At 72.6% G+C, this 20919-nt stretch carries 20 protein-coding genes; 17 read left to right on the top strand and 3 right to left on the bottom strand.

Annotated elements, in window-relative coordinates; all coding sequences use genetic code 11:
- Window positions 1-27 precede the first annotated feature (27 nt).
- Together ACH4SL_RS14610 and ftsY are read left to right on the top strand one after the other, a co-directional pair.
- The gene (locus ACH4SL_RS14610) at window positions 28-1401 is read left to right on the top strand and encodes a sugar porter family MFS transporter (RefSeq protein WP_398445345.1); all 1374 of its coding nucleotides are present in this window, start codon (window positions 28-30) and stop codon (window positions 1399-1401) included.
- A gap of 75 nt (window positions 1402-1476) precedes the next feature.
- A complete protein-coding gene (gene ftsY / locus ACH4SL_RS14615) occupies window positions 1477-2688 on the top strand; it encodes a signal recognition particle-docking protein FtsY (RefSeq protein WP_398445104.1) in 1212 nt (403 codons plus the stop codon).
- A 114-nt stretch (window positions 2689-2802) separates the two neighbouring features.
- On the opposite strand, the gene ACH4SL_RS14620 is transcribed toward ftsY, so the two are convergent.
- Entirely contained in the window at window positions 2803-3528 is a 726-nt protein-coding gene (locus ACH4SL_RS14620) for a bifunctional DNA primase/polymerase (RefSeq protein WP_398445106.1), read from the bottom strand.
- Window positions 3529-3899: 371 nt separating this feature from the next.
- On the opposite strand from ACH4SL_RS14620, the gene ACH4SL_RS14625 reads away from it, so the two are divergent.
- The 6 genes from ACH4SL_RS14625 (at window position 3900) to ACH4SL_RS14650 (ending at window position 12020) form a co-directional block, all read left to right on the top strand.
- Complete coding sequence (locus ACH4SL_RS14625; protein WP_398445108.1) at window positions 3900-5357, top strand: hypothetical protein; 1458 nt, start codon at window positions 3900-3902, stop codon at window positions 5355-5357.
- Window positions 5358-5634: 277 nt separating this feature from the next.
- Complete coding sequence (locus tag ACH4SL_RS14630; protein WP_398445111.1) at window positions 5635-6963, top strand: ammonium transporter; 1329 nt, start codon at window positions 5635-5637, stop codon at window positions 6961-6963.
- Window positions 6960-7298: a P-II family nitrogen regulator gene (locus ACH4SL_RS14635; RefSeq protein WP_031519019.1), complete on the top strand. Its 339-nt coding sequence runs from the start codon at window positions 6960-6962 to the stop codon at window positions 7296-7298. Before ACH4SL_RS14630 ends, ACH4SL_RS14635 begins: the two co-directional genes overlap by 4 nt.
- 25 nt (window positions 7299-7323) lie before the next feature.
- Window positions 7324-9753, top strand: a complete 2430-nt coding sequence (locus ACH4SL_RS14640) for a [protein-PII] uridylyltransferase (RefSeq protein WP_398445113.1) — start codon at window positions 7324-7326, stop codon at window positions 9751-9753.
- Window positions 9754-9885: 132 nt separating this feature from the next.
- Window positions 9886-11445: a signal recognition particle protein gene (gene ffh / locus ACH4SL_RS14645; RefSeq protein WP_398445115.1), complete on the top strand. Its 1560-nt coding sequence runs from the start codon at window positions 9886-9888 to the stop codon at window positions 11443-11445.
- A gap of 56 nt (window positions 11446-11501) precedes the next feature.
- A complete protein-coding gene (locus ACH4SL_RS14650) occupies window positions 11502-12020 on the top strand; it encodes a GNAT family N-acetyltransferase (RefSeq protein WP_398445117.1) in 519 nt (172 codons plus the stop codon).
- 17 nt (window positions 12021-12037) lie between these two features.
- Here the strand turns inward: ACH4SL_RS14650 and ACH4SL_RS14655 are convergent, their stop codons facing one another.
- Both ACH4SL_RS14655 and ACH4SL_RS14660 read right to left on the bottom strand, forming a co-directional pair.
- Window positions 12038-12559 carry a DUF402 domain-containing protein gene (locus ACH4SL_RS14655; RefSeq protein WP_398445119.1) on the bottom strand — a complete coding sequence of 174 codons (522 nt, stop codon included), beginning with the start codon at window positions 12557-12559 and terminating at the stop codon, window positions 12038-12040.
- Between the two features lie 50 nt (window positions 12560-12609).
- Window positions 12610-13587 carry an SAM-dependent methyltransferase gene (locus ACH4SL_RS14660; RefSeq protein WP_398445121.1) on the bottom strand — a complete coding sequence of 326 codons (978 nt, stop codon included), beginning with the start codon at window positions 13585-13587 and terminating at the stop codon, window positions 12610-12612.
- A gap of 195 nt (window positions 13588-13782) precedes the next feature.
- Between ACH4SL_RS14660 and proS the strand changes: the two genes are divergently transcribed.
- From proS to lepB (ACH4SL_RS14705), 9 genes are all read left to right on the top strand, one after another.
- Window positions 13783-15195 (top strand): proline--tRNA ligase, encoded by a 1413-nt coding sequence (proS, locus tag ACH4SL_RS14665; RefSeq protein WP_398445124.1) that lies wholly within the window; start codon window positions 13783-13785, stop codon window positions 15193-15195.
- A 221-nt stretch (window positions 15196-15416) separates the two neighbouring features.
- On the top strand, window positions 15417-16007 hold the full coding sequence (locus ACH4SL_RS14670) for a hypothetical protein (RefSeq protein ID WP_398186749.1): 591 nt from the start codon (window positions 15417-15419) through the stop codon (window positions 16005-16007).
- Between the two features lie 149 nt (window positions 16008-16156).
- Window positions 16157-16600: a 30S ribosomal protein S16 gene (rpsP, locus tag ACH4SL_RS14675; protein ID WP_205043542.1), complete on the top strand. Its 444-nt coding sequence runs from the start codon at window positions 16157-16159 to the stop codon at window positions 16598-16600.
- Window positions 16601-16602: 2 nt separating this feature from the next.
- Entirely contained in the window at window positions 16603-16842 is a 240-nt protein-coding gene (locus ACH4SL_RS14680; RefSeq protein WP_031519041.1) for an RNA-binding protein, read from the top strand.
- Between the two features lie 144 nt (window positions 16843-16986).
- Window positions 16987-17538, top strand: coding sequence for a ribosome maturation factor RimM (gene rimM, locus ACH4SL_RS14685; protein ID WP_398445127.1), 552 nt, complete (start codon window positions 16987-16989; stop codon window positions 17536-17538).
- Window position 17539: 1 nt separating this feature from the next.
- A complete protein-coding gene (trmD, locus tag ACH4SL_RS14690; protein WP_398445129.1) occupies window positions 17540-18361 on the top strand; it encodes a tRNA (guanosine(37)-N1)-methyltransferase TrmD in 822 nt (273 codons plus the stop codon).
- Between the two features lie 133 nt (window positions 18362-18494).
- Entirely contained in the window at window positions 18495-18845 is a 351-nt protein-coding gene (gene rplS, locus ACH4SL_RS14695) for a 50S ribosomal protein L19 (protein ID WP_398445347.1), read from the top strand.
- A 45-nt stretch (window positions 18846-18890) separates the two neighbouring features.
- Complete coding sequence (lepB, locus tag ACH4SL_RS14700) at window positions 18891-19610, top strand: signal peptidase I (protein WP_398445131.1); 720 nt, start codon at window positions 18891-18893, stop codon at window positions 19608-19610.
- Window positions 19603-20904, top strand: coding sequence for a signal peptidase I (gene lepB, locus ACH4SL_RS14705; RefSeq protein WP_398445133.1), 1302 nt, complete (start codon window positions 19603-19605; stop codon window positions 20902-20904). Before lepB (ACH4SL_RS14700) ends, lepB (ACH4SL_RS14705) begins: the two co-directional genes overlap by 8 nt.
- Window positions 20905-20919 lie beyond the last annotated feature (15 nt).

A 20919-nucleotide genomic window follows, 5' to 3' on the forward strand; every position in this document is an offset into this window, starting at 1 on the left:
GAGCGAGCCTCCGGAACGGGCGGCAGCATGCCGCCGGAGCATCTGGGCCACGTCATCTTCATCACCGCCGCCGCGGCGATGGGCGGCTTTCTCTTCGGCTACGACAGCTCCGTCATCAACGGCGCCGTCGAGGCCATCCGCGACAAGTACGACATCGGCTCCGGCACGCTGGCGCAGGTCATCGCGATCGCCCTGATCGGCTGCGCCATCGGCGCCGCCACCGCGGGCCGGATCGCCGACCGGATCGGCCGGATCCGCTGCATGCAGATCGCCTCGGTCCTCTTCACCATCAGCGCCGTCGGCTCCGCGCTGCCCTTCGCCCTGTGGGACCTGGCCTTCTGGCGGATCATCGGCGGCTTCGCGATCGGCATGGCCTCCGTCATCGGCCCCGCCTACATCGCCGAGGTCTCGCCGCCCGCCATCCGCGGGCGGCTCGCGTCCTTCCAGCAGGCCGCGATCGTGCTCGGCATCGCGGTGTCGCAGCTGGTCAACTACGCCATCCTGCAGGGCGCGGACGGCGACCAGCGGGGCAAGATCATCGGCCTGGAGGCCTGGCAGGTCATGCTCGGTGTGATGGTCATCCCGGCAGTGGTCTACGGGCTGCTGTCCTTCGCCATCCCCGAGTCCCCGCGCTACCTGCTCACCGTCGGCAAGGACGCCCAGGCGCGCAAGGTGCTCGCCGAGGTCGAGGGCGAGGAGACCGACCTGGATTCACGCGTCGACGAGATCCGCACCGCGATGCGCCGCGAGCACAAGTCCACCTTCTCCGACCTGCTCGGCTCGCGCTTCGGCTTCCTGCCGATCGTCTGGATCGGCATCGGCCTGTCGATGTTCCAGCAGCTGGTCGGCATCAACGTCGCCTTCTACTACTCCTCGACGCTGTGGCAGTCGGTCGGCATCAACCCCTCCGGCTCGTTCTTCTACTCCTTCACCACCTCGATCGTGAACATCATCGGTACGGCCATCGCGATGGTCTTCGTGGACCGCGTCGGCCGCCGCCCGCTGGCCCTCATCGGCTCCGCCGGCATGGCCGTGGCGCTGGCCCTGGAGGCCTGGGCCTTCTCCTACAAGCACGGCGACAAGCTCCCCACCGCCCAGGGCGCGGTCGCGCTGGCCTCCGCCCACGTCTTCGTGCTCTTCTTCGCCCTGTCCTGGGGCGTGGTGGTGTGGGTCTTCCTCGGCGAGATGTTCCCGAACAAGATCCGCGCCGCGGCCCTCGGTGTCGCCGCCTCCGCGCAGTGGATCGCCAACTGGGCGATCACCGCGAGCTTCCCGACCCTGGCGGACTGGAACCTGTCGGCCACCTACGTGATCTACACGTGCTTCGCGATCCTCTCCATCCCCTTCGTGGTCTTCTTCGTGAAGGAGACGAAGGGCAAATCCCTCGAAGAAATGGGCTGAGCCCGTTCCGACACCCGCACCGGGCCGCCACGAGCGCCACCACGGGATATCCCGACCGTGGATACTGGTCGGGTTATGGAAATCGTCATCCTTGTCGTAGTCATCGCCCTGGTCGTGATCCTCGGGGCCGGCGCTCTGGTGGTGGGCAGCCGCCGCAGGAAGCAGCAGCTGCCGCCCGGCGAGCCGCCGAGCACGCCGACGGCTCCCTCCCCGCCCGCGGAACCGCAGATCGGGGAGGAGAGCGCGCCGCCGCAGGAGGAATCCCGGCGGACCATCGAAGAGGTCCCGCTGCCCGGGGCCACCGTCGCGCCGGAGACCGTCGAGGAGATCGAGCTCGAACCGGCGCCGCCCCTGGAGCAGCCCGAACCGACCGCCGGGCGGCTGGTCCGGCTGCGGTCGCGGCTGTCCCGCTCGCAGAACACCCTGGGCAAGGGCCTGCTGACCCTGCTGTCCCGGGAGCGCCTCGACGAGGACACCTGGGAGGAGGTCGAGGACACCCTCATCACCGCGGACGTCGGCGTCGCCCCGACCCAGGAACTGGTCGAGCGGCTGCGCACCCAGGTGCGGGTGCTCGGCACCAGGACGCCGGAGGAGCTGCGCGGCCTGCTGCGCACCGAGCTGCTCACGCTCGTCGACCCGAGCCTGGACCGGGTGCTGAAGACCGAGAGCCACGAGGAGTCCCCGGCCGTCCTGATGGTCGTCGGGGTCAACGGCACCGGCAAGACCACCACCACCGGCAAGCTCGCCCGGGTGCTGGTCGCCGACGGCCGCAGCGTCGTGCTCGGCGCCGCCGACACCTTCCGGGCCGCGGCCGCCGACCAGCTCCAGACCTGGGGCGAGCGCGTCGGCGCCCGTACGGTACGCGGTCCCGAGGGCGGCGACCCGGCGTCGATCGCCTTCGACGCGGTCAAGGAGGGCATCGCCGAGGGCGCCGACACCGTCCTGATCGACACCGCGGGCCGGCTGCACACCAAGACCGGCCTGATGGACGAGCTGGGCAAGGTCAAGCGGGTGGTCGAGAAGCACGGCCCGGTCGACGAGGTGCTGCTGGTGCTCGACGCCACCACCGGCCAGAACGGGCTGGTGCAGGCCCGGGTCTTCGCCGAGGTCGTGGACATCACCGGCATCGTGCTGACCAAGCTGGACGGCACCGCCAAGGGCGGCATCGTGATCGCGGTCCAGCGCGAGCTGGGCGTGCCGGTCAAGCTGATCGGCCTCGGCGAGGGCGCCGACGACCTGGCGCCGTTCGAGCCCGAGGCCTTCGTGGACGCGCTCATCGGCGAGTAGCGCGGAGCGCCGCGAGACGCCGACCGTAAGGGGCACCCTGCTATGGCGGGTGCCCCTTACGCGTTCCGCTATGTGCGCCCGGCCGGGGTACGTACCCGGGCCGGACCGCCCCGCTCAGACCGGGGAGCGGTCGCGGTGGCAGACGTACGCCAGGGTGCCCAGCAGCAGCCGGGCCTCGGGCGCGTGCGGCGCCCCTTCCGGGGGCGGTTCGCGCAGCCAGCGCACCGGGCCCTGTCCGCCGTGGTCCGACGGGGGAGCGGTGACGTGCTCGCCGGGCCCCAGGCAGCGCAGGTCGAGATCCGCGTCGTCCCAGCCCATCCGGTAGAGCAGGTGCGGCAGTTCGGCCGCCGCGCCCGCCGCCACGAAGAACTGCGCCCGCCCGGCGGGGGTCGCCAGCACCGGACCCAGCCGCAGCCCCATCCGCTCCAGCCGCACCAGCGCCCGCCGCCCCGGCTCCGCGGCCACCTCGATCACGTCGAAGGACCGCCCGGTCGGCAGCAGCACCGCCGCGCCCGGCACCCGCGCCCACGCCTCCGCGGCGCACGCGGCCGGCGCGCCGGCCGGGATCTCGTCGGCGAAGGGCAGCGGATGCGCGCCCGGCGCGGGGCAGCCGGTGTCGCCGCAGGAGCACGGCCCGCCGCCGCGGGCGACCCGGGCGCCGGGTACGACGGCCCATCCGCAGCGACCCGTGTAGTCACCAACTGTGGTGCAGACCCCGGCGTGCAACCGACGGCGTACGCCGGGGCGCACCGGGGGGCGCGGCCGGGGAAGATCCCGGACGCCGGTCCGCTGCTGCCGCGATTCGCGCGACTCCCGCATCCCGCTGATCGTGAACACCATGCACCTCCAACGGATCGCCGCCGCCGATGGTTACGCGCCCGCCCGCTCGTTCCGGCCCGCGCTGACCAGCGCTGTGTCAAGTGAATCGCCTGTTGCGGCTGAGGAGTTCATTCGTTGGGGTGGCGAAAGGTGGCGTTTCGCCACGGGGGCTCCCCGGGTGCGTGATCGTAGGACTACTTTCGGTTGGCCAGTCCCCGGCGGCTGCACCGCACGCGTCCGCGTGTGCCTTGTGCCTATGCCGCGGGCAATTCCGGGCGGTCCGAGGCCGCGCCACCGGCCCCGGCACTTTCGGCAACCGGAGGACAGGACTCGGCAGACCCTGGTAATCACTGGGTGTCGGGGTCGGGCAAGACCAGGATGGGGGCTTGACCGTGGGCGGCGCAGCAGACAAGCAGCCCAACGCGCAGCTGAGTTCATGGTTCGTACGCAGCGGCTGGTCCAAGGGCGAGCTGGCGCGTCAGGTGAACCGCAGAGCGCGCGAGCTGGGCGCGCACCATGTCAGTACGGACACCTCCCGGGTGCGCCGCTGGCTCGACGGCGAGCAGCCGCGCGAGCCGATACCGCGCATCCTGTCGGAGCTGTTCTCCGAGCGCTTCGGGTGTGTCGTCCCGGTCGAGGACCTGGGCCTGCGCCCGGCGCACCAGCCGCCCGCCGGCGGCGACGTGGACCTGCCGTGGGCGGGCCCGCAGACCGTCGAGATGATCAGCGAGTTCTCCCGCAGCGACCTGATGCTGGGCCGCCGCGGCTTCCTCGGCGCCTCGCTCGCGCTGTCGGCCGGGCCCGCGCTGGTCGAGCCCATGCAGCGCTGGCTGGTGCCGACCTCGCTCGCCGGGTTCGGCGCGCCCGAGGCCGCGGCACGGTCGGCCGCGAGCAGGCCGTCGCGGCTGTCGGAGCAGGAACTCCAGCTGCTGGAGTCGACCACCGTCATGTTCCGCGAGTGGGACAACCAGTGCGGCGGCGGGCTGCGCCGCAAGGCGGTCGTCGGCCAGCTGCACGAGGTCACCGACCTGCTCCAGGAGTCGCACCCGGAGGTGGTCGCCCGCCGTCTCTACCGGGTCACCGCCGACCTCGCCGCGCTGGCCGGGTGGATGAGCTACGACGTGGGCCTGCAGCCCACCGCCCAGAAGTACCTGGTGCTGGCGCTGCACGCGGCCAAGGAGGCCGGTGACCGGCCGCTGGGCGCCTTCATCCTGTCCTCGATGAGCCGCCAGATGATCCATCTGGACCGCCCGGACGACGCGCTGGAGCTGATCCACCTCGCGCAGTACGGCAGCCGCGACACCGCGACCGCCACCACCCAGGCGATGCTCTACGCACTGGAGGCCCGCGCGTACGCCAACATGGGCCAGGTCAGCAAGTGCCACCGGGCCGTACGCGCCGCGGAGGACACCTTCACCGAGGCCCGCCCCGGCGAGGACCCCAGCTGGATCAGCTTCTTCAACGAGGCCGAGCTGCACGCCGAGAACGCCCACTCCTACCGCGACCTGGCCTATGTCGCGGGCCGCAGCCCCGCGTACGCCTCGCTCGCGCACCCGGTGATGGAGAAGGCCGTGGCGGGCTTCCGCGACGACAGCGTGCACCAGCGGGCGTACGCGCTCAACCTGGTCGGCCTGGCGAGCGTCCATCTGCTGCAGCGGCAGCCGGAGGAGGCCGCGCTCTGCACCGACCAGGCGATGGACGTCGCCAAGCGGCTGCGGTCGGAACGCGTCAACACGCGTATCCGCAAGACCACCCGCACCGCGGTGCGCGACTTCGGCGAGCTGCCCGCGGTCGTCGCCCTCGCGGACCGGCTCTCGGTGGAACTCCCCGAGGTCGCCGAAACCGCCTGACCGGCCCGCCGGCCGGCCGTCCCACGGGCCGCACGCCTTCCCGGTGTGCGGCCCGAGCGCCTTCCCCGGCGATCTCTGACTCCCCCGAGTTCCCACCCGTATACACAATTCACCGAACCGGGGGACGGTTCACCCCGGCGTAACACACCCGACTTCTTCGTCACCGCGGCGAAACACCGTACGGCATCGGCGGAAACCCGGCTCAGCCAATCTCATGGCGAAAACCGGCCCACCCTGCACAGCCCGTTCGGGCCGTTCGGACGACGAGGAGACGCCGATGGCACCAGCCATCTTCACACTGGCCGCAGATGCGCCCAAGCTCGACTCCGGCAACACCGCGTTCCTGCTGCTGAGCGCCGCGCTGGTGATGCTGATGACACCTGGGCTGGCGTTCTTCTACGGCGGCATGGTCCGAGTGAAAAGTGCCCTGAACATGCTGATGATGAGCTTCATCAGCCTGGGCATCATCACCTTGCTGTGGACCGGCTACGGATTCAGTTTCGCCTTCGACGGCGACCACGGCGGTTTCATCGGCGGCACCAACTGGCTGGGACTGCGCGACATCGCACCCGATGACCTGTGGGGGGCCACCGGGACCCCGATATTCGCGTTCGCCGCCTTCCAGCTGATGTTCGCGATCATTACCCCCGCGCTGATCAGCGGCGCGCTCGCGGACCGCGTCAAGTTCACCGCATGGTCGATCTTCATCGCCCTGTGGGCGACCGTGGTGTATTTCCCCGTGGCCCACTGGGTATGGGGCGGCGGCTGGCTCGGCACCAAGGGCGTCATCGACTTCGCCGGTGGTACGGCGGTCCACATCAACGCCGGTGCGGCGGCCCTCGGTGTCATCCTGGTGATCGGCAAGCGGGTCGGCTTCAAGCGTGACCCGATGCGCCCGCACAGCATGCCGTGGGTCATGCTCGGTGCCGGTCTGCTCTGGTTCGGCTGGTTCGGCTTCAACGCGGGCTCCGAGATCACCTCCGACGGCGTCGCGTCCACCGTCTTCATCAACACCCAGATCGCCACCGCCGCCGCCATGATCGGCTGGCTGATCTACGAGCGTCTGCGGCACGGCTCCTTCACCACCCTGGGCGCCGCGTCCGGAGCGGTGGCCGGCCTGGTCGCCATCACCCCCTCCTGCGCCTCGGTGAGCCCGCTCGGCGCCATCGCGGTCGGCGTCATCGCCGGTGTGGTCTGCGCCGCGGCGGTCGGCCTGAAGTACAAGTTCAACTACGACGACTCCCTCGACGTCGTCGGCGTCCACATGGTCGGCGGCATCGTCGGCTCGCTGCTCATCGGCCTGCTGGCCACCGGCGGCGTCGGCCAGGACGTCAAGGGCGTCTTCTACGGCGGCGGCTGGCACCAGTTCGGCGTCCAGGCCATCGGTGTCTTCTCCGTCCTCGGCTACTCCCTGGTCGTCTCCGCGATCCTCGCGAAGGCCATCGACCTCGCGATGGGCTTCCGGGTGCCGGAGGAGATCGAGATCAGCGGCATCGACCAGGCCGAGCACGCGGAGACCGCGTACGACTTCAGCGGCATCGGCAGCACAGGACACGCGGCGTCACCGGTGGGTGCGCCCGCGGCGAGCAAGAAGGTGGACGCGTGAAGCTCATCACCGCCGTCGTCAAGCCGCACCGGCTCGACGAGATCAAGGAAGCCCTCCAGGCCTTCGGCGTCCAGGGCCTGACCGTCACCGAGGCCAGCGGCTACGGCCGGCAGCGCGGCCACACCGAGGTCTACCGTGGCGCGGAGTACACCGTCGACCTGGTGCCGAAGATCCGCATAGAGGTCCTGGTGGAGGACGCCGACGCCGACCAGCTCATCGAGGTCGTGGTGAAAGCCGCCAGAACAGGCAAAATCGGAGACGGCAAGGTGTGGTGCCTCCCGGTCGACACGGCCGTGCGGGTACGCACAGGCGAGCGCGGCCCCGACGCGCTCTGACCCCCGAACCAGCGCTGGAGAACGAGTGACCGACAGCGTCGAAGCGCAGGACGACAGTTACGCGGCGGCCCGGCTGCGCCTCCTCACCCAGGAGGCGCGGTCCGGGCCGCCGCGCCGTGCCGAGCTCGCGGCCCTCACCGACCGCTGGCTCGCCGGCCTCGCCGGCGCCGCCGCCGAGGCCACCGGCGCCACCGGCTGGGCGCTGCTCGCCGTCGGCGGCTACGGCCGCGGCGAGCTCTCCCCGCGCAGCGACCTGGACCTGGTGCTGCTGCACGACTCCGAGCGCTCCGTCGGCGCCTTCGCCGACCGGCTCTGGTATCCGGTGTGGGACCTCGGCCTCGCCCTCGACCATTCCGTACGCACCCCCGACGAGGCCCGCAAGGCCGCCGCCGACGACCTCAAGGTGCAGCTCGGCCTGCTCGACGCCCGCCACCTGGCCGGCGACCCCGCCCTCGGCTCCGCGCTGCGCAGCACCGTGCTCGCCGACTGGCGCAACCAGGCCCCCAAACGCCTGCCCGCCCTGCGCGAGCTGTGCCAGGAGCGCGCCGAGCGCCAGGGCGAGCTGTCCTACCTGCTGGAACCCGACCTCAAGGAGGCCCGCGGCGGCCTGCGGGACGCCACCGCCCTGCGCGCCGTCGCCGCCTCCTGGCTCGCCGACGCCCCCCGCGACGGCCTGGAGCAGGCCCGCACCCGGCTGCTCGACACCCGCGACGCCCTCCATCTCGTCACCGGCCGCGCCACCGACCGGCTCGCCCTCCAGGAGCAGGACCAGGTCGCCGCCGCCCTCGGGCTGCTGGACGCCGACGCGCTGCTGCGCCAGGTCTACGAGGCCGCCCGGCGCATCTCCTACGCCGCCGACGTCACCTGGCGCGAGGTCGCCCGGGTGCTCAAGGCCCGGGAGTCCCGCCCCCGCCGCCGGCTGCTCGGCCGCGGCCGGACCACCCCCGCAGCCGGCGTGCCCGAGCGCGTGCCGCTGGCCGAGGGCGTCGTGGAGCAGGAGGGCGAGGCGGTGCTCGCGCTCGCCGCCAAGCCCGACCGCGACCCGGTCCTGCCGCTGCGGGCCGCCGCGGCCGCCGCGCAGGCGGGCCTGCCGCTGTCGCCGCACGCGGTACGCCGGCTCGCCGCCTCCGCGCGCCCGCTGCCCGTACCGTGGCCCGCCGAGGCCCGCGAGCAGCTGCTGACGCTGCTGGGGGCCGGGGAGTCCACCGTGCAGGTGTGGGAGGCGCTGGAGGCCGAGGGCCTGGTCACCCGGCTGCTGCCGGACTGGGAGCGGGTGCACTGCCGCCCGCAGCGCAACGCCGTGCACCGCTTCACCGTCGACCGGCACCTGGTCGAGACCGCGGTGCAGGCCGCCGGGCTCACCCGCCGGGTCGGCCGCCCGGACCTGCTGCTGACCGCGGCGCTGCTGCACGACATCGGCAAGGGCTGGCCCGGCGACCACAGCGAGGCCGGCGAGGTCATCGCGCGCGACGTGGCGGTCCGTATCGGCTTCTCCGCCGCCGACGCCGAGACGCTCGCGCTGCTGGTCCGCCACCATCTGCTGCTCATCGACACCGCGACCCGCCGCGACCTGGACGACCCGGAGACCGTCCGCGCGGTCGCCGCGACCGTCCGCGACACCTCCACCCTGGAGCTGCTCGCGGCGCTCACCGAGGCCGACGCGCTCGCCACCGGGCCCGCGGCCTGGAGCACCTGGCGGGCCTCGCTGCTCGCCGAACTGGTCGGCAAGGTCGCGGGCGCGCTGGACACCGGGGCGGTGCCGGAGGCCGCCGAGCGCGAGTCCACCGCCGAGGAGGAGCGGCTCGCGATCGAGGCCGCGCGCACCGGCGGCCCCGTGCTGGCGCTGCGCGCGCACGCCGAGGCGGAGGCCGAGGGCGAGGCCCCGCACGAGGCGCTGGGCGTGGAGCTGCTGCTCGCGGTGCCGGACCGCCCCGCGCTGCTGGCCCTGGCCGCCGGCGTGCTGGCGCTGCACCGGCTCGGCGTACGGGCGGCGGACCTGCGGGCCGTCGACCCGGTGGGGGAGGGGCAGGTCGCGCTGCTGAACTGGCGGGTGTCGGCGGAGTACGGCGCCCTGCCGGAGGCCGCCCGGCTGCGCGCGGACCTGGCCCGCGCCTTCGACGGCACCCTCGACATCGAGGCCCGGCTCGCCGAGCGCGAGGCCGCCTACCCGCGGCGGCGCGGCATCACCCCGCCGCCGCCCCGGGTGACGGTGGCGCCAGGCCACACCTCGCAGACCGCCACCGTGATCGAGGTACGCGCCCACGACGCCCCCGGCCTGCTGCACCGCATCGGGCTCGCCCTGACCGCGACGGGGGTCACCGTGCGCTCCGCCCGTATCTCCACGCTGGGCGCGAACGCCGTGGACGCCTTCTACGTCGTCGGCAAGGACGGCAAGGCGCTGTCCCCGCACCGCGCCGCCGAGACCGCCCGCCAGCTGGAGGCGGCACTGCGCTGACGCGGCCGCCGCGCACGCGGGGCGTCGCCCTCGCCCGCCGTAATCCGGTGGGCGAGGGCCCGATGCCGTCCGGGCCGGATACCCTGGAAGGCGATCGTCTCCCGCCCCCTGACCCGAGGATCTGCAGCCACCGTGTTCGATACGCTCTCCGACCGCCTCGCAGCGACGTTCAAGAACCTCCGGGGCAAGGGCCGGCTGTCCGAGGCGGACATCGACGCCACGATGCGCGAGATCCGCATCGCGCTGCTGGAAGCCGACGTCGCGCTGCCCGTGGTGCGGGCCTTCGTCGCGAGCGTCAAGCAGCGCGCGACCGGCGCCGAGGTCTCCCAGGCGCTCAATCCCGCCCAGCAGGTCATCAAGGTCGTCAACGAGGAGCTCGTCGCCATCCTCGGCGGCGAGACCCGGCGGCTGCGCTTCGCCAAGCAGCCCCCGACGGTGATCATGCTCGCGGGCCTCCAGGGCGCGGGCAAGACCACCCTGGCGGGCAAGCTCGGCCGCTGGCTCAAGGGCCAGGGCCACACCCCGCTGCTGGTCGCGTGCGACCTCCAGCGGCCGAACGCGGTGAACCAGCTCAGCGTCGTCGCCGAGCGCGCGGGCGTCGCGGTCTTCGCACCCGAGCCGGGCAACGGCGTCGGCGACCCGGTCAAGGTCGCGCAGGACTCCATCGCGTACGCGAAGACGCAGCAGTACGACATCGTGATCGTCGACACCGCCGGCCGCCTCGGCGTCGACCAGGAGCTGATGCAGCAGGCCGCGGACATCCGCGACGCGGTCCGCCCCGACGAGATCCTCTTCGTCGTCGACGCGATGATCGGCCAGGACGCGGTCAACACCGCCGAGGCCTTCCGCGACGGCGTCGGCTTCGACGGCGTGGTGCTCTCCAAGCTCGACGGCGACGCGCGCGGCGGTGCGGCCCTGTCGATCGTGCACGTCACCGGCAAGCAGATCATGTTCGCGTCGAACGGCGAGAAGCTGGACGACTTCGACGCCTTCCACCCGGACCGGATGGCGTCCCGGATCCTGGGCATGGGCGACGTGCTGTCGCTGATCGAGAAGGCCGAGCAGACCTTCAGCCAGGCCGAGGCCGAGAAGATGGCCGCCAAGCTGGCCAAGGGCCCCAAGGAGTTCACGCTCGACGACTTCCTGTCCCAGATGGAGCAGGTACGCAAGATGGGCTCGATCTCCAAGCTGCTCGGCATGCTGCCGGGCATGGGCCAGATCAAGGACCAGATCAACAACCTCGACGAGAAGGACGTGGACCGCACGGCCGCGATCATCAAGTCGATGACGCCGGGCGAGCGCGCCGACCCGCACATCATCAACGGCTCGCGCCGGGCCCGTATCGCCAAGGGCTCCGGTGTCGAGGTCAGCGCGGTCAAGAGCCTGGTCGAGCGCTTCTTCGAGGCCCGCAAGATGATGTCGCGGATGGCGCAGGGCGGCGGCATGCCGGGCATGCCCGGGATCCCCGGCATGGGCGGCGGGCCCGGGCGGCAGAAGAAGCAGCAGAAGCAGGCCAAGGGACGCCGGCAGTCCGGCAACCCGATGAAGCGCAAGGCCGAGGAGGCCGCCGCGGCGAGCCGCCGCGAGGAGCAGCAGAACCAGGGCGCGGGCCAGGACGGCAGCCCGTTCGGCCTGCCCGGCGGCGGCCAGGACTTCGAACTGCCCGACGAGTTCAAGAAGTTCATGGGCTGAGCCGGGAAGTTCCCGGGCCGGCGGCGGCCCGGCGCGGGGCCGGGGATGATGGACGTATGCGCGTATCGATCAGAGAGCCCAGGCCCAGTGACGTCGAGGCCCACCGAGCGGCGGTGCTGCGCTCGGTGGAGCACCTCAGCCCGTGGAATCCGGTGGAGCCGGACGGCCTGCCGGACCTGCTGCGGCGGCAGGGCCCCGGGCTGCGCACGTTCCTGGTCCTCGACGACGAGGACGGAGGCGTCGTCGGCAAGTGCAACGTCGCCAACATCGTGCTGGCGCGCTTCCGCAACGGGGCCCTCGGCTACGACAGCTACGTGCCCTACAACGGCACCGGGCGGATGACCGAGGGCCTGCTCCAGGTCGTCGACCGCTGCTTCACGGCGGAGGCGGCGGGCGGCCTCGGGCTGCACCGGCTGGAGATCAGCGTCCAGCCGGACAACGTCCGCTCCATCGCCATGGCCAAGCGGCTCGGCTTCCGGCACGAGGGCTGCTCGCCGCGGATGCTCTACATCAACGACGCCTGGCGCGACCACGAGCGCTTCGCCCTGACGGTCGAGGAGTGGCCGGGGCTGTAGTCCCGGACCGCGGCGCCTCAGCGCAGCAGCGGTGCGAGCCCGCCCTCGCGGCGGGCCAGTGCCTCCAGCTCGTCCAGCGCGCGGACGGCCCGCGCCGCCGCGTCCGGGTCGCGGCCGGCGAGGCCGCTCGCGGCGAACTCGTCCTCGTCCAGCCGCAGTACGGTGCCGCCGTCGGCCGACACCCACAGGTCGAGGTCCAGGTCCTCCGAGGTCAGCTCGCCGCCCGCGACGGCCACCGGGCGGGTGATGTCGCAGTACCAGCCCTTGAGGCCGCCCTGCGGGCCGCGCACCTCCTTGACGGCGAACCAGCGGTCGCGCCAGTAGTGCTCGGTGAAGACGTCGCCGGGCGCGAAGGCGACGAAGCCGAAGTCGCGGGTGTGCGGCAGCGACCAGGGCGCGGTGACGGTCACCCGGACACCGTCGTCGGCGGTGACGGTCGCGGGGTAGCGGACCTTCTCGCGGCCGGCCTTGACCAGGCGGACGGTGACGGGGGCGCCGGGCTGCAGCGGCGCGGGGGAGTCGGGCACGGTGGTGGACATGCCCTCACCCTCGCGGACGCCGCGCCCGGCGGCCACCGGATTACCGGGCCTCAGACACGGGCGACGAGATAGCGGAAGACGTTCCTCATGACGACGGCGCCGTCCGGACGCCGGTACGGGTGCAGGGCCTCGGCCAGCTCCTTCTCCACCTGCTGCGGGTCGGTCGCGGCCACTGCCGCGTCGAACAGCCCCGTCGACAGCAGCCCGCGCACCGCCGCGGCCTGGTCCGGGTAGCCGAACGGGCAGGCCACCCGCCCCGAGCCGTCCGGGCGCAGCCCCGCCTGCGCGGCCAGGTCCTCCAGGTCGTCCCGGCCGCTGAGCCGCGGTAAGGAGCCGAGGGGACCGGTGTCCGCGCCGGTGTCCGATTCGGTGCCCGCCTCCGTGTCCGTGCCGTCCGGGCCGCTGCCGCCGCGCGGTTCGGCGAGCCGGGCGGCGACCCGGAGCACCGCGGCGGCAGCGCAGCGCTCGGGCGGCCCCCACCCGGCGAGCACCACGGCGCTGCCCTTGCGTGCGGTGGCGGCGACGGCGGTGAGCGCGGGCCGCAGCGCGCCCGCGGGCACCGCCGGGTCGAGGGCGGTGACCACGCCGTACCCGGCGCCGCGCAGGGCGGTGGCGTCCGGGGCGCCGGGGCGCAGCCGGAACGGCTCGGCAATGTGCGGAGGCTCGGCAATACGCGACGGCCCGGCAACGTGCGACGGCCCGGCGGTGTATGCCGGCCCGGCAGTATGCGGCGGCCCGGCGGTGGGCGCGTGCGCCCGCAATGTGCCGAGCCGTTCGCGGGCCAGCCGCAGCCGCGCGGGGTCGGTGTCGTATCCGGTGACCGCGGCGCCCCGGTGCGCCGCGAGCAGCAGGGCGAGCCCCGAGCCGCAGCCCAGCGCCAGCAGCCGGGTGCCGGGGCCGACGCCGAGCCGCTCGTGCACGGCGTCGTAGAGCGGTACGAGCATGCGCTCCTGGATCTCGGCCCAGTCGCGTGCCCGGTCGGTGTGCGCCTTCGCAGGCCTGGATCCGCGATAGAGGGTAGGTGCCATCGAAGCCCCAATCAGCCGCGCTCCGCCATGAACCCCCGTGGGAATGTGTGCCGTTCTCGTCCCCGAGAGCCAGGGAACTGCTCTTTGCGGGCGCCGTCCAGGGGCCGGGGGAGGGGTTTTCGACCCGTTTCGCGCCCCGTAACGCGGGCGTAACCGATTCGGAGTCCGGCGGCCTCGCCCCGTACCATCGCCTGCATGGCAAAGGCTCCCGTTCTCACCCCCCAGGCGGACGACTTCCCGCGCTGGTACCAGGACCTGATCAACAAGGCAGAACTGGCCGACAACGGCCCGGTCCGCGGCACCATGGTCATTCGACCGTACGGCTACGGCCTGTGGGAGCGGATGCAGCAGGACATGGACGCGCGCATCAAGCAGGCGGGTGCGCAGAACGCCTACTTCCCGCTCTTCATCCCGCAGTCCTACCTGGCCCGCGAGGCCGAGCACGTCGAGGGCTTCGCGCCGGAGCTGGCCGTCGTCACGCACGGCGGCGGCAAGGACCTGGAAGAGCCGGTCGTGGTGCGCCCCACGTCCGAGACGATCATCAACGAGTACTTCTCCAAGTGGGTGCAGAGCTACCGCGACCTGCCGCTGCTGATCAACCAGTGGGCGAACGTGGTGCGGTGGGAGATGCGGCCGCGGCTCTTCCTGCGCACGAGCGAATTCCTCTGGCAGGAGGGCCACACCGCGCACGCCACGTACGAGGACGCGCGCGACTACGCCGCGAAGATCCACCGCGAGGTCTACGCGGACTTCATGACCGAGGTGCTGGCGATGGACGTGGTCCTGGGCCGCAAGACGGCCAAGGAGCGCTTCGCGGGCGCCATCAACACCCTCACGCTCGAAGGCATGATGGGCGACGGCAAGGCCCTGCAGATGGGCACCAGCCACGAGCTGGGCCAGAACTTCGCGAAGGCCTTCCACACCCAGTACCTGTCCGCGGACGGCGCGCAGGAGCACGTCTGGCAGACCTCGTGGGGCAGCAGCACCCGCATGGTCGGCGGGCTGATCATGATGCACGGCGACGACAACGGGCTGCGGGTGCCGCCGCGGCTGGCGCCGGTGCAGGTCGTGGTGCTGGCGATCAAGGGCGACGACGCGGTCGTGGCCAAGGTGCGCGAGGTCGGCGACAAGCTGACGGCCGCCGGGCTGCGGGTCGTGGTGGACGACCGCACCGACACCCCGTTCGGGCGCCGCGCGGTCGACTGGGAGCTCAAGGGCGTGCCCGCCCGGGTCGAGATCGGCCCGCGCGACCTGGAGGCCGGCACCGCGATGCTCGCCCGCCGCATCCCCGGCGGCAAGGAGCCGGTGGCGCTGGACGCGCTCGCCGCGCTGCTGCCCGGGCTGCTGGAGGAGGACCAGGCACAGCTGCTGCGCGAATCCCGCGAGCGCCGGGAATCCCGCACTGTGGACGTCACCGGCATCGACGAGGCGGCCGAGGCCGCGGCGACCGGCTGGGCCCGGATCCCGTGGGCCGATCTCGGCCCCGAGGGCGAGGCCAAGCTCGCCGAGCAGGGCGTTTCCGTCCGCTGCCTGGTCGGCGCGGACGGCGGGGTGCCGGACGCGGACGACGCGCCGGGCGCCCTCGCGGTCGTGGCGCGCGCCTACTAGCGTCCGCTGACCGAAAACGCACGTACGTAATACGTGGTTCGTCCGTCCGTGGGGCGGGTGCGCAGGTTCCTCACCGTCCTCCGCACCCGCCCCTCGTCATGCCCATCCCATGCGCATCATCCGTCATCATCCGCACATCAACCGGAACTGACCGATCAGTGCAAATTAATTGGGCTGGCCCGGAATAGGAACACCGGGAGCACCCGGCTCGTTGTCACGGCGTGAGCACGACACCACCTGTCCTTGCCGCCGAGCTGGCAGTCGCCTGGGCCGACATTCAACGGCACCACCCCGAGCTGCCCGATCTGGCCGCCCCCGAATCCCTGATCGGAGAGTCGTCGTCCGCGTGCGGAACCGAACTCTCCTTCGAGAGGCTGCTGCACGAGGCCGTGCACGGCATCGCCGCGGCCCGCGGCATCCGTGACACCTCGCGTGCCGGCCGCTATCACAACCGCCGTTTCCTGGCCATCGCCGACGAGATGGGCCTCGACCACGCCGACGAGCCGCACCCCAGTAGCGGCTTCTCCCTCGTGGTGATGCGCCCGGAGACGCGCAAGCGATATCGGCCGACCATCGAGCGGCTGCAGCGCGCCCTCAAGGCGCACACCGTGGCGACGACCGCGGACACCGCGCGCTCCTTCCGCGGCCCGGCCGCGCGGCACGGCTCGTCGGGCGGCGGCGTCCGGGTCAAGGCCGTCTGCGACTGCGGGCGCAACGTCCGGGTGGTGCCGTCCGTACTGGCCCAGGCCCCCATCATGTGCGGTGCGTGCGGGCAGCCCTTCCGGATCCCCGAGGTCGTGGGTGCCGCCTGAGTGTGGCAGAATGGCCAGCTGAGAACTCGACAGCCGTGCAGGAACCCTCTCTCCTTCGGCTGACGCGTCCGCCGGGCGCGCGACTCCCACAACCCCACGTGGAAGCTCGTCGTGCCCAAACACGTCAAAAACCAGGAGAATCCACTCCCGTGGCAGTCAAGATCAAGCTGAAGCGTCTGGGCAAGATCCGTTCGCCTCACTACCGCATCGTCGTCGCCGACTCCCGTACCCGCCGTGACGGCCGGGCGATCGAGGAGATCGGCCTGTACCACCCGGTGCAGAACCCCTCGCGTATCGAGGTCGACTCGGACCGCGCCCAGTACTGGCTCTCCGTCGGCGCCCAGCCGACCGAGCCGGTGCTCGCCATCCTGAAGCTCACCGGCGACTGGCAGAAGTACAAGGGCCTCGAGGCCCCCGCGCCGCTGCTGGTCGCGGAGCCCAAGGCCGACAAGCGCGCCCTGTTCGAGGCCGCGGCCAAGGACTCCGCCGACGAGCCCAAGGGCGAGGCGATCACGCCGAAGGCCAAGAAGGCCGACAAGAAGGCCGACGACACCGCCGAGGCCCCGGCCGCGGCTGAGTCCACCGAGGCCTGAGCGTGCTTGAGGAGGCTCTTGAGCACCTCGTGAAGGGCATCGTCGACAACCCCGACGATGTGCAGGTGGACATGCGCACCCTGCGCCGCGGCAATGTGCTGGAGGTCCGGGTGCACCCCGACGACCTCGGCAAGGTGATCGGCCGCAACGGCCGTACCGCCCGCGCGCTGCGCACGGTCGTGGGCGCGCTCGGCGGGCGCGGCATCCGCGTCGACCTGGTCGACGTCGACCAGGTGCGCTGACCGCCCCGCCGTACCGCACGAAACACCGGCTCGGGCCGGGGGTGGCGCTGCCGCCCCCGGCCCGAGCCGTCTGACGTACCCGCCCCGGCCGCCGGGGGAGCGGGTACGCCCCCCTGAGCCCACGCACGAGAGGTGAAGCGCTCCATGCAGCTGGTAGTCGGCAGGATCGGCCGCGCCCACGGCATCAAGGGCGAGGTGAGCGTGGAGGTGCGCACGGACGAGCCCGAGCTGAGGCTCGCGCCCGGCGCCGTCCTCGCCACCGACCCGGCCGCCACGGGGCCGCTGACCATCGCCACCGGACGGGTGCACAGCGGCCGCCTGATGCTGCGCTTCGAGGGCGTCAGCGACCGCAGCGGCGCCGAGGCGCTGCGCAACACGCTGCTGATCGCCGAGGTCGACCCGGAGGAGACGCCGGAGGACCCGGAGGAGTTCTACGACCACCAGCTGATCGACCTGGACGTCGTCACGACCGACGGCCGCGAGATCGGCCGGATCAGCGAGATCAGCCATCTGCCCTACCAGGACCTGCTGGTCGTGGCCCGGCCGGACGGCAGCGAGGTGCTGGTGCCCTTCGTCGCCGAGATCGTGCCGGAGATCGACCTGGAGGAGCAGCGCGCGGTCATCGACCCGCCGCCCGGCCTGCTCGACGACGAGCCGCACCAGCCGGACGAGCCGGCCGCGGGGGACGAGGGCTGACATGCGGATCGACGTCGTCACGATCTTCCCCGACTACCTGGAGCCGCTGAACGTCTCGCTGGTCGGCAAGGCCCGCGCCGCCGGGCGGCTGGACGTGCGCGTGCACGACCTGCGCGACTGGGCGTACGACCGGCACAACACCGTCGACGACACCCCGTACGGCGGCGGCCCCGGCATGGTCATGATGACCGGGCCGTGGGGCGAGGCGCTCGACTCCACCCTCGCCGCCGGATACGAGGCGGGCGCCGGCCGCCCCGCCCTCGTCGTCCCCACCCCGAGCGGGCGCCCCTTCACCCAGCAGCTCGCCGGCGAACTCTCCGCACGCCCCTGGCTGATCTTCGCGCCCGCGCGCTACGAGGGCATCGACACCCGCGTCACCGACGAGTACCGCACCCGGATGCCGGTGTACGAGGTCTCCATCGGCGACTACGTGCTGGCAGGCGGCGAGGCCGCGGTGCTCGTCGTGACCGAGGCGGTGGCCCGGCTGCTGCCCGGCGTGCTCGGCAACGCCCAGTCGCACAGGGACGACTCCTTCGCGCCCGGCGCCATGGCCGACCTGCTGGAGGGCCCCGTCTACACCAAGCCCCCGCAATGGCGCGGCCGCGGCATCCCCGACGTCCTGCTCAGCGGCCACCACGGCAGGATCGCCCGCTGGCGGCGCGACGAGGCGCTGCGCCGCACCGTCACCCACCGCCCCGACCTGATCGAGCGCTGCGACCCCGCCGCCTTCGACCGCAAGGACCGGGAGATGCTGAGCATCCTGGGCTGGCAGCAGGGCCCGGACGGGCGATTTGGGCCGAGCCCGCACGTCATGGAAGAATGAGCGGCTGCTGCCGGTCCGGCGCGCGCCCCTGCCACAGGGGGAACGACGCCCGCCACCACCGGCCGCGCACCACCTCATCCGACTTTATGTTCCGCCGATGACCTGTGGCATCGGCGAGGAAGCAGACACCGACATGACCAACCTGATCGCGGACGTCAACAGCGCGTCGCTGCGCAGCGACATCCCCGCCTTCCGCCCCGGCGACACCGTCAACGTCCACGTGCGCGTCATCGAGGGCAACCGCTCCCGTGTGCAGCAGTTCAAGGGCGTCGTCATCCGCCGCCAGGGCGCGGGCATCAGCGAGACCTTCACCGTCCGCAAGGTCAGCTTCTCGGTCGGCGTCGAGCGCACCTTCCCCGTGCACACCCCGATCGTGGAGAAGATCGAGGTCGTGACCCGCGGTGACGTCCGCCGCGCCAAGCTCTACTACCTGCGCGAGCTGCGCGGCAAGGCCGCGAAGATCAAGGAGAAGCGCGACAACTGAGCACGTCGCGGGCCGTCCGCGGCGGCCGGATAAGCTCTGGCCCCGATGGACACCGACGTATCACCACCGGAACGCGACCGTTCCCCCGCCGCCGACGAGGCGGAAGCGGAGGAGCGGTCGCGTTCCGCTGTGTCCGGCGGCCGCCGGTCGCGCGCACTGCTTGCCCTGTGGGCGGAGTGGCGGCGTACGATCCTCCTCGCGGCGGCGGGCGTGGGCGCGATGCTGCTGGTCACCACCTTCGTGGCGCGGCCCTACCAGGTGCCGAGCGGCTCGATGGAGGGCACCTTGCGGATCGGCGACCGGGTGCTGGTCGACAAGCTGGCGTACCGCTTCGGCGGCACACCGCGGAGGGGGGACGTGATCGTGTTCGACGGTGACGGCTCCTTCACCCAGAAGCCCGGCACGGACTTCGTCAAGCGGGTGATCGGCGTCGGCGGCGACCGGGTCACCTGCTGCGACGCCAGGGGCCGGCTCCTGGTGAACGGCCACCCGCTGGACGAGACCTACCTTTATCCCGGTAACACGCCCTCCCAGGTACGGTTCGACATCGTGGTGCCGGACGGAAAGCTGTGGGTGATGGGTGACCACCGCGACGACTCCCGAGACTCGCGTGACCACCTGGGCGACCCCGGCGGCGGTACCGTCCCGGTCGGCCGGGTGATCGGCCGCGTCGACTGGATCGTCTGGCCGGTCGGCCACTGGACCCGGCTGCGCCGTCCCGCGGCCTTCTCCGGCGTGCCCGCCCCGGCCGGCGCGCATGGGTAGCCGCGGCAAGGGCCGCCGGACGCTCTTCGGCGGTGTGGTGGACACCGAGCCGGCCTCCGGCGAGGGCGCCGGGGGCGCCGAGCACACCGGGTCCGGGGACGGGCCGCGGCTGACCGGCAGCAGCCGGGTCGAGCGGCGGCGGCTGGCCCGCAAGGTGGCCCGCAGGCGGCGCAGCTCGCTGGTGCGGGAGGTGCCGCTGCTGATCCTGGTGGCGCTGGTGATCGCGCTGGTGCTGAAGACCTTCCTGGTGCAGGCGTTCGTCATCCCCTCGGGGTCGATGGAGCAGACCATCCAGATCGGCGACCGGGTGCTGGTCGACAAGCTCACCCCGTGGTTCGGCGCCGAGCCGCACCGCGGCGACGTGGTCGTCTTCAAGGACCCGGGCGGCTGGCTCAACGGCGAGCCGAAGCCCAAGGCCGACCCGGTGGTCGTCAAGCAGGTCAAGCAGGTCTTCACCTTCATCGGGCTGCTGCCGGCGAGCGGCGAGCAGGACCTGATCAAGCGGGTGATCGGCGTCGGCGGCGACACCGTGCAGTGCTGCGACGCGCAGGGGCGGCTGCTCGTCAACGGCACGCCCATCGACGAGCCCTATCTGTACCCGGGTAATCCACCCTCATTGATGAAATTCACCGACCACGTGCCCGAGGGACGGCTGTGGGTCATGGGCGACCACCGCTCGGATTCCGCCGACTCGCGTTTTCACACCGACCAGCCCGGCGGCGGCACGATCCCGGAGAGTCTGGTGGTCGGACGGGCTTTCGTGATCGGCTGGCCCGTCGGCCACTGGCAGCGGCTCAAGGAGCCGGGGACGTTCGCGGGCGTCGCGGACCCCGGTTCGGCGACGACGGCGGACACAGCCGCGACCACTAGTGTGGGCTCGGCCAAGAACGGTCCAAGAACGGACCAGCTCGCGACCCCCGTGGGACTGTCACTCGTTATGGGTGTGGCAGGGCTGCGCCGGAGGCGCGGCGGGTGGCGTTCCAGAGTGAGGAGTGGATGTGGGGGACCTGGTGGTCGGCGCGCGATCTGGACCCGGCGAGCCCGAGAAGCGGGATGCCGCGGGGCCCCCGGCCGACGCGTCGGCAGCGGATGCCGCGGTCCCTGGACGCTCCGCGGCCGGGCCGTCGTACGCCGACGGGCTGTCGTACGCCGACGGCGCGACGTACCCCGATGGGCCTTCGTACGCCGATGGCGCGGGCATCCCGTCCGCTCCGGCGGCGGGTCCGCCGTACGCCGACGGCTCGGGCGCGACGTCCGCTCCGGCAGGCGGGCCGGACCTGACGCCGGGCGCTGACGTGCCCGGCGGCGC

The sequence above is a fragment of the Streptomyces sp. NPDC021020 genome (assembly GCF_044333285.1).
In the GTDB taxonomy this organism is placed as follows: Bacteria; Actinomycetota; Actinomycetes; order Streptomycetales; family Streptomycetaceae; genus Actinacidiphila.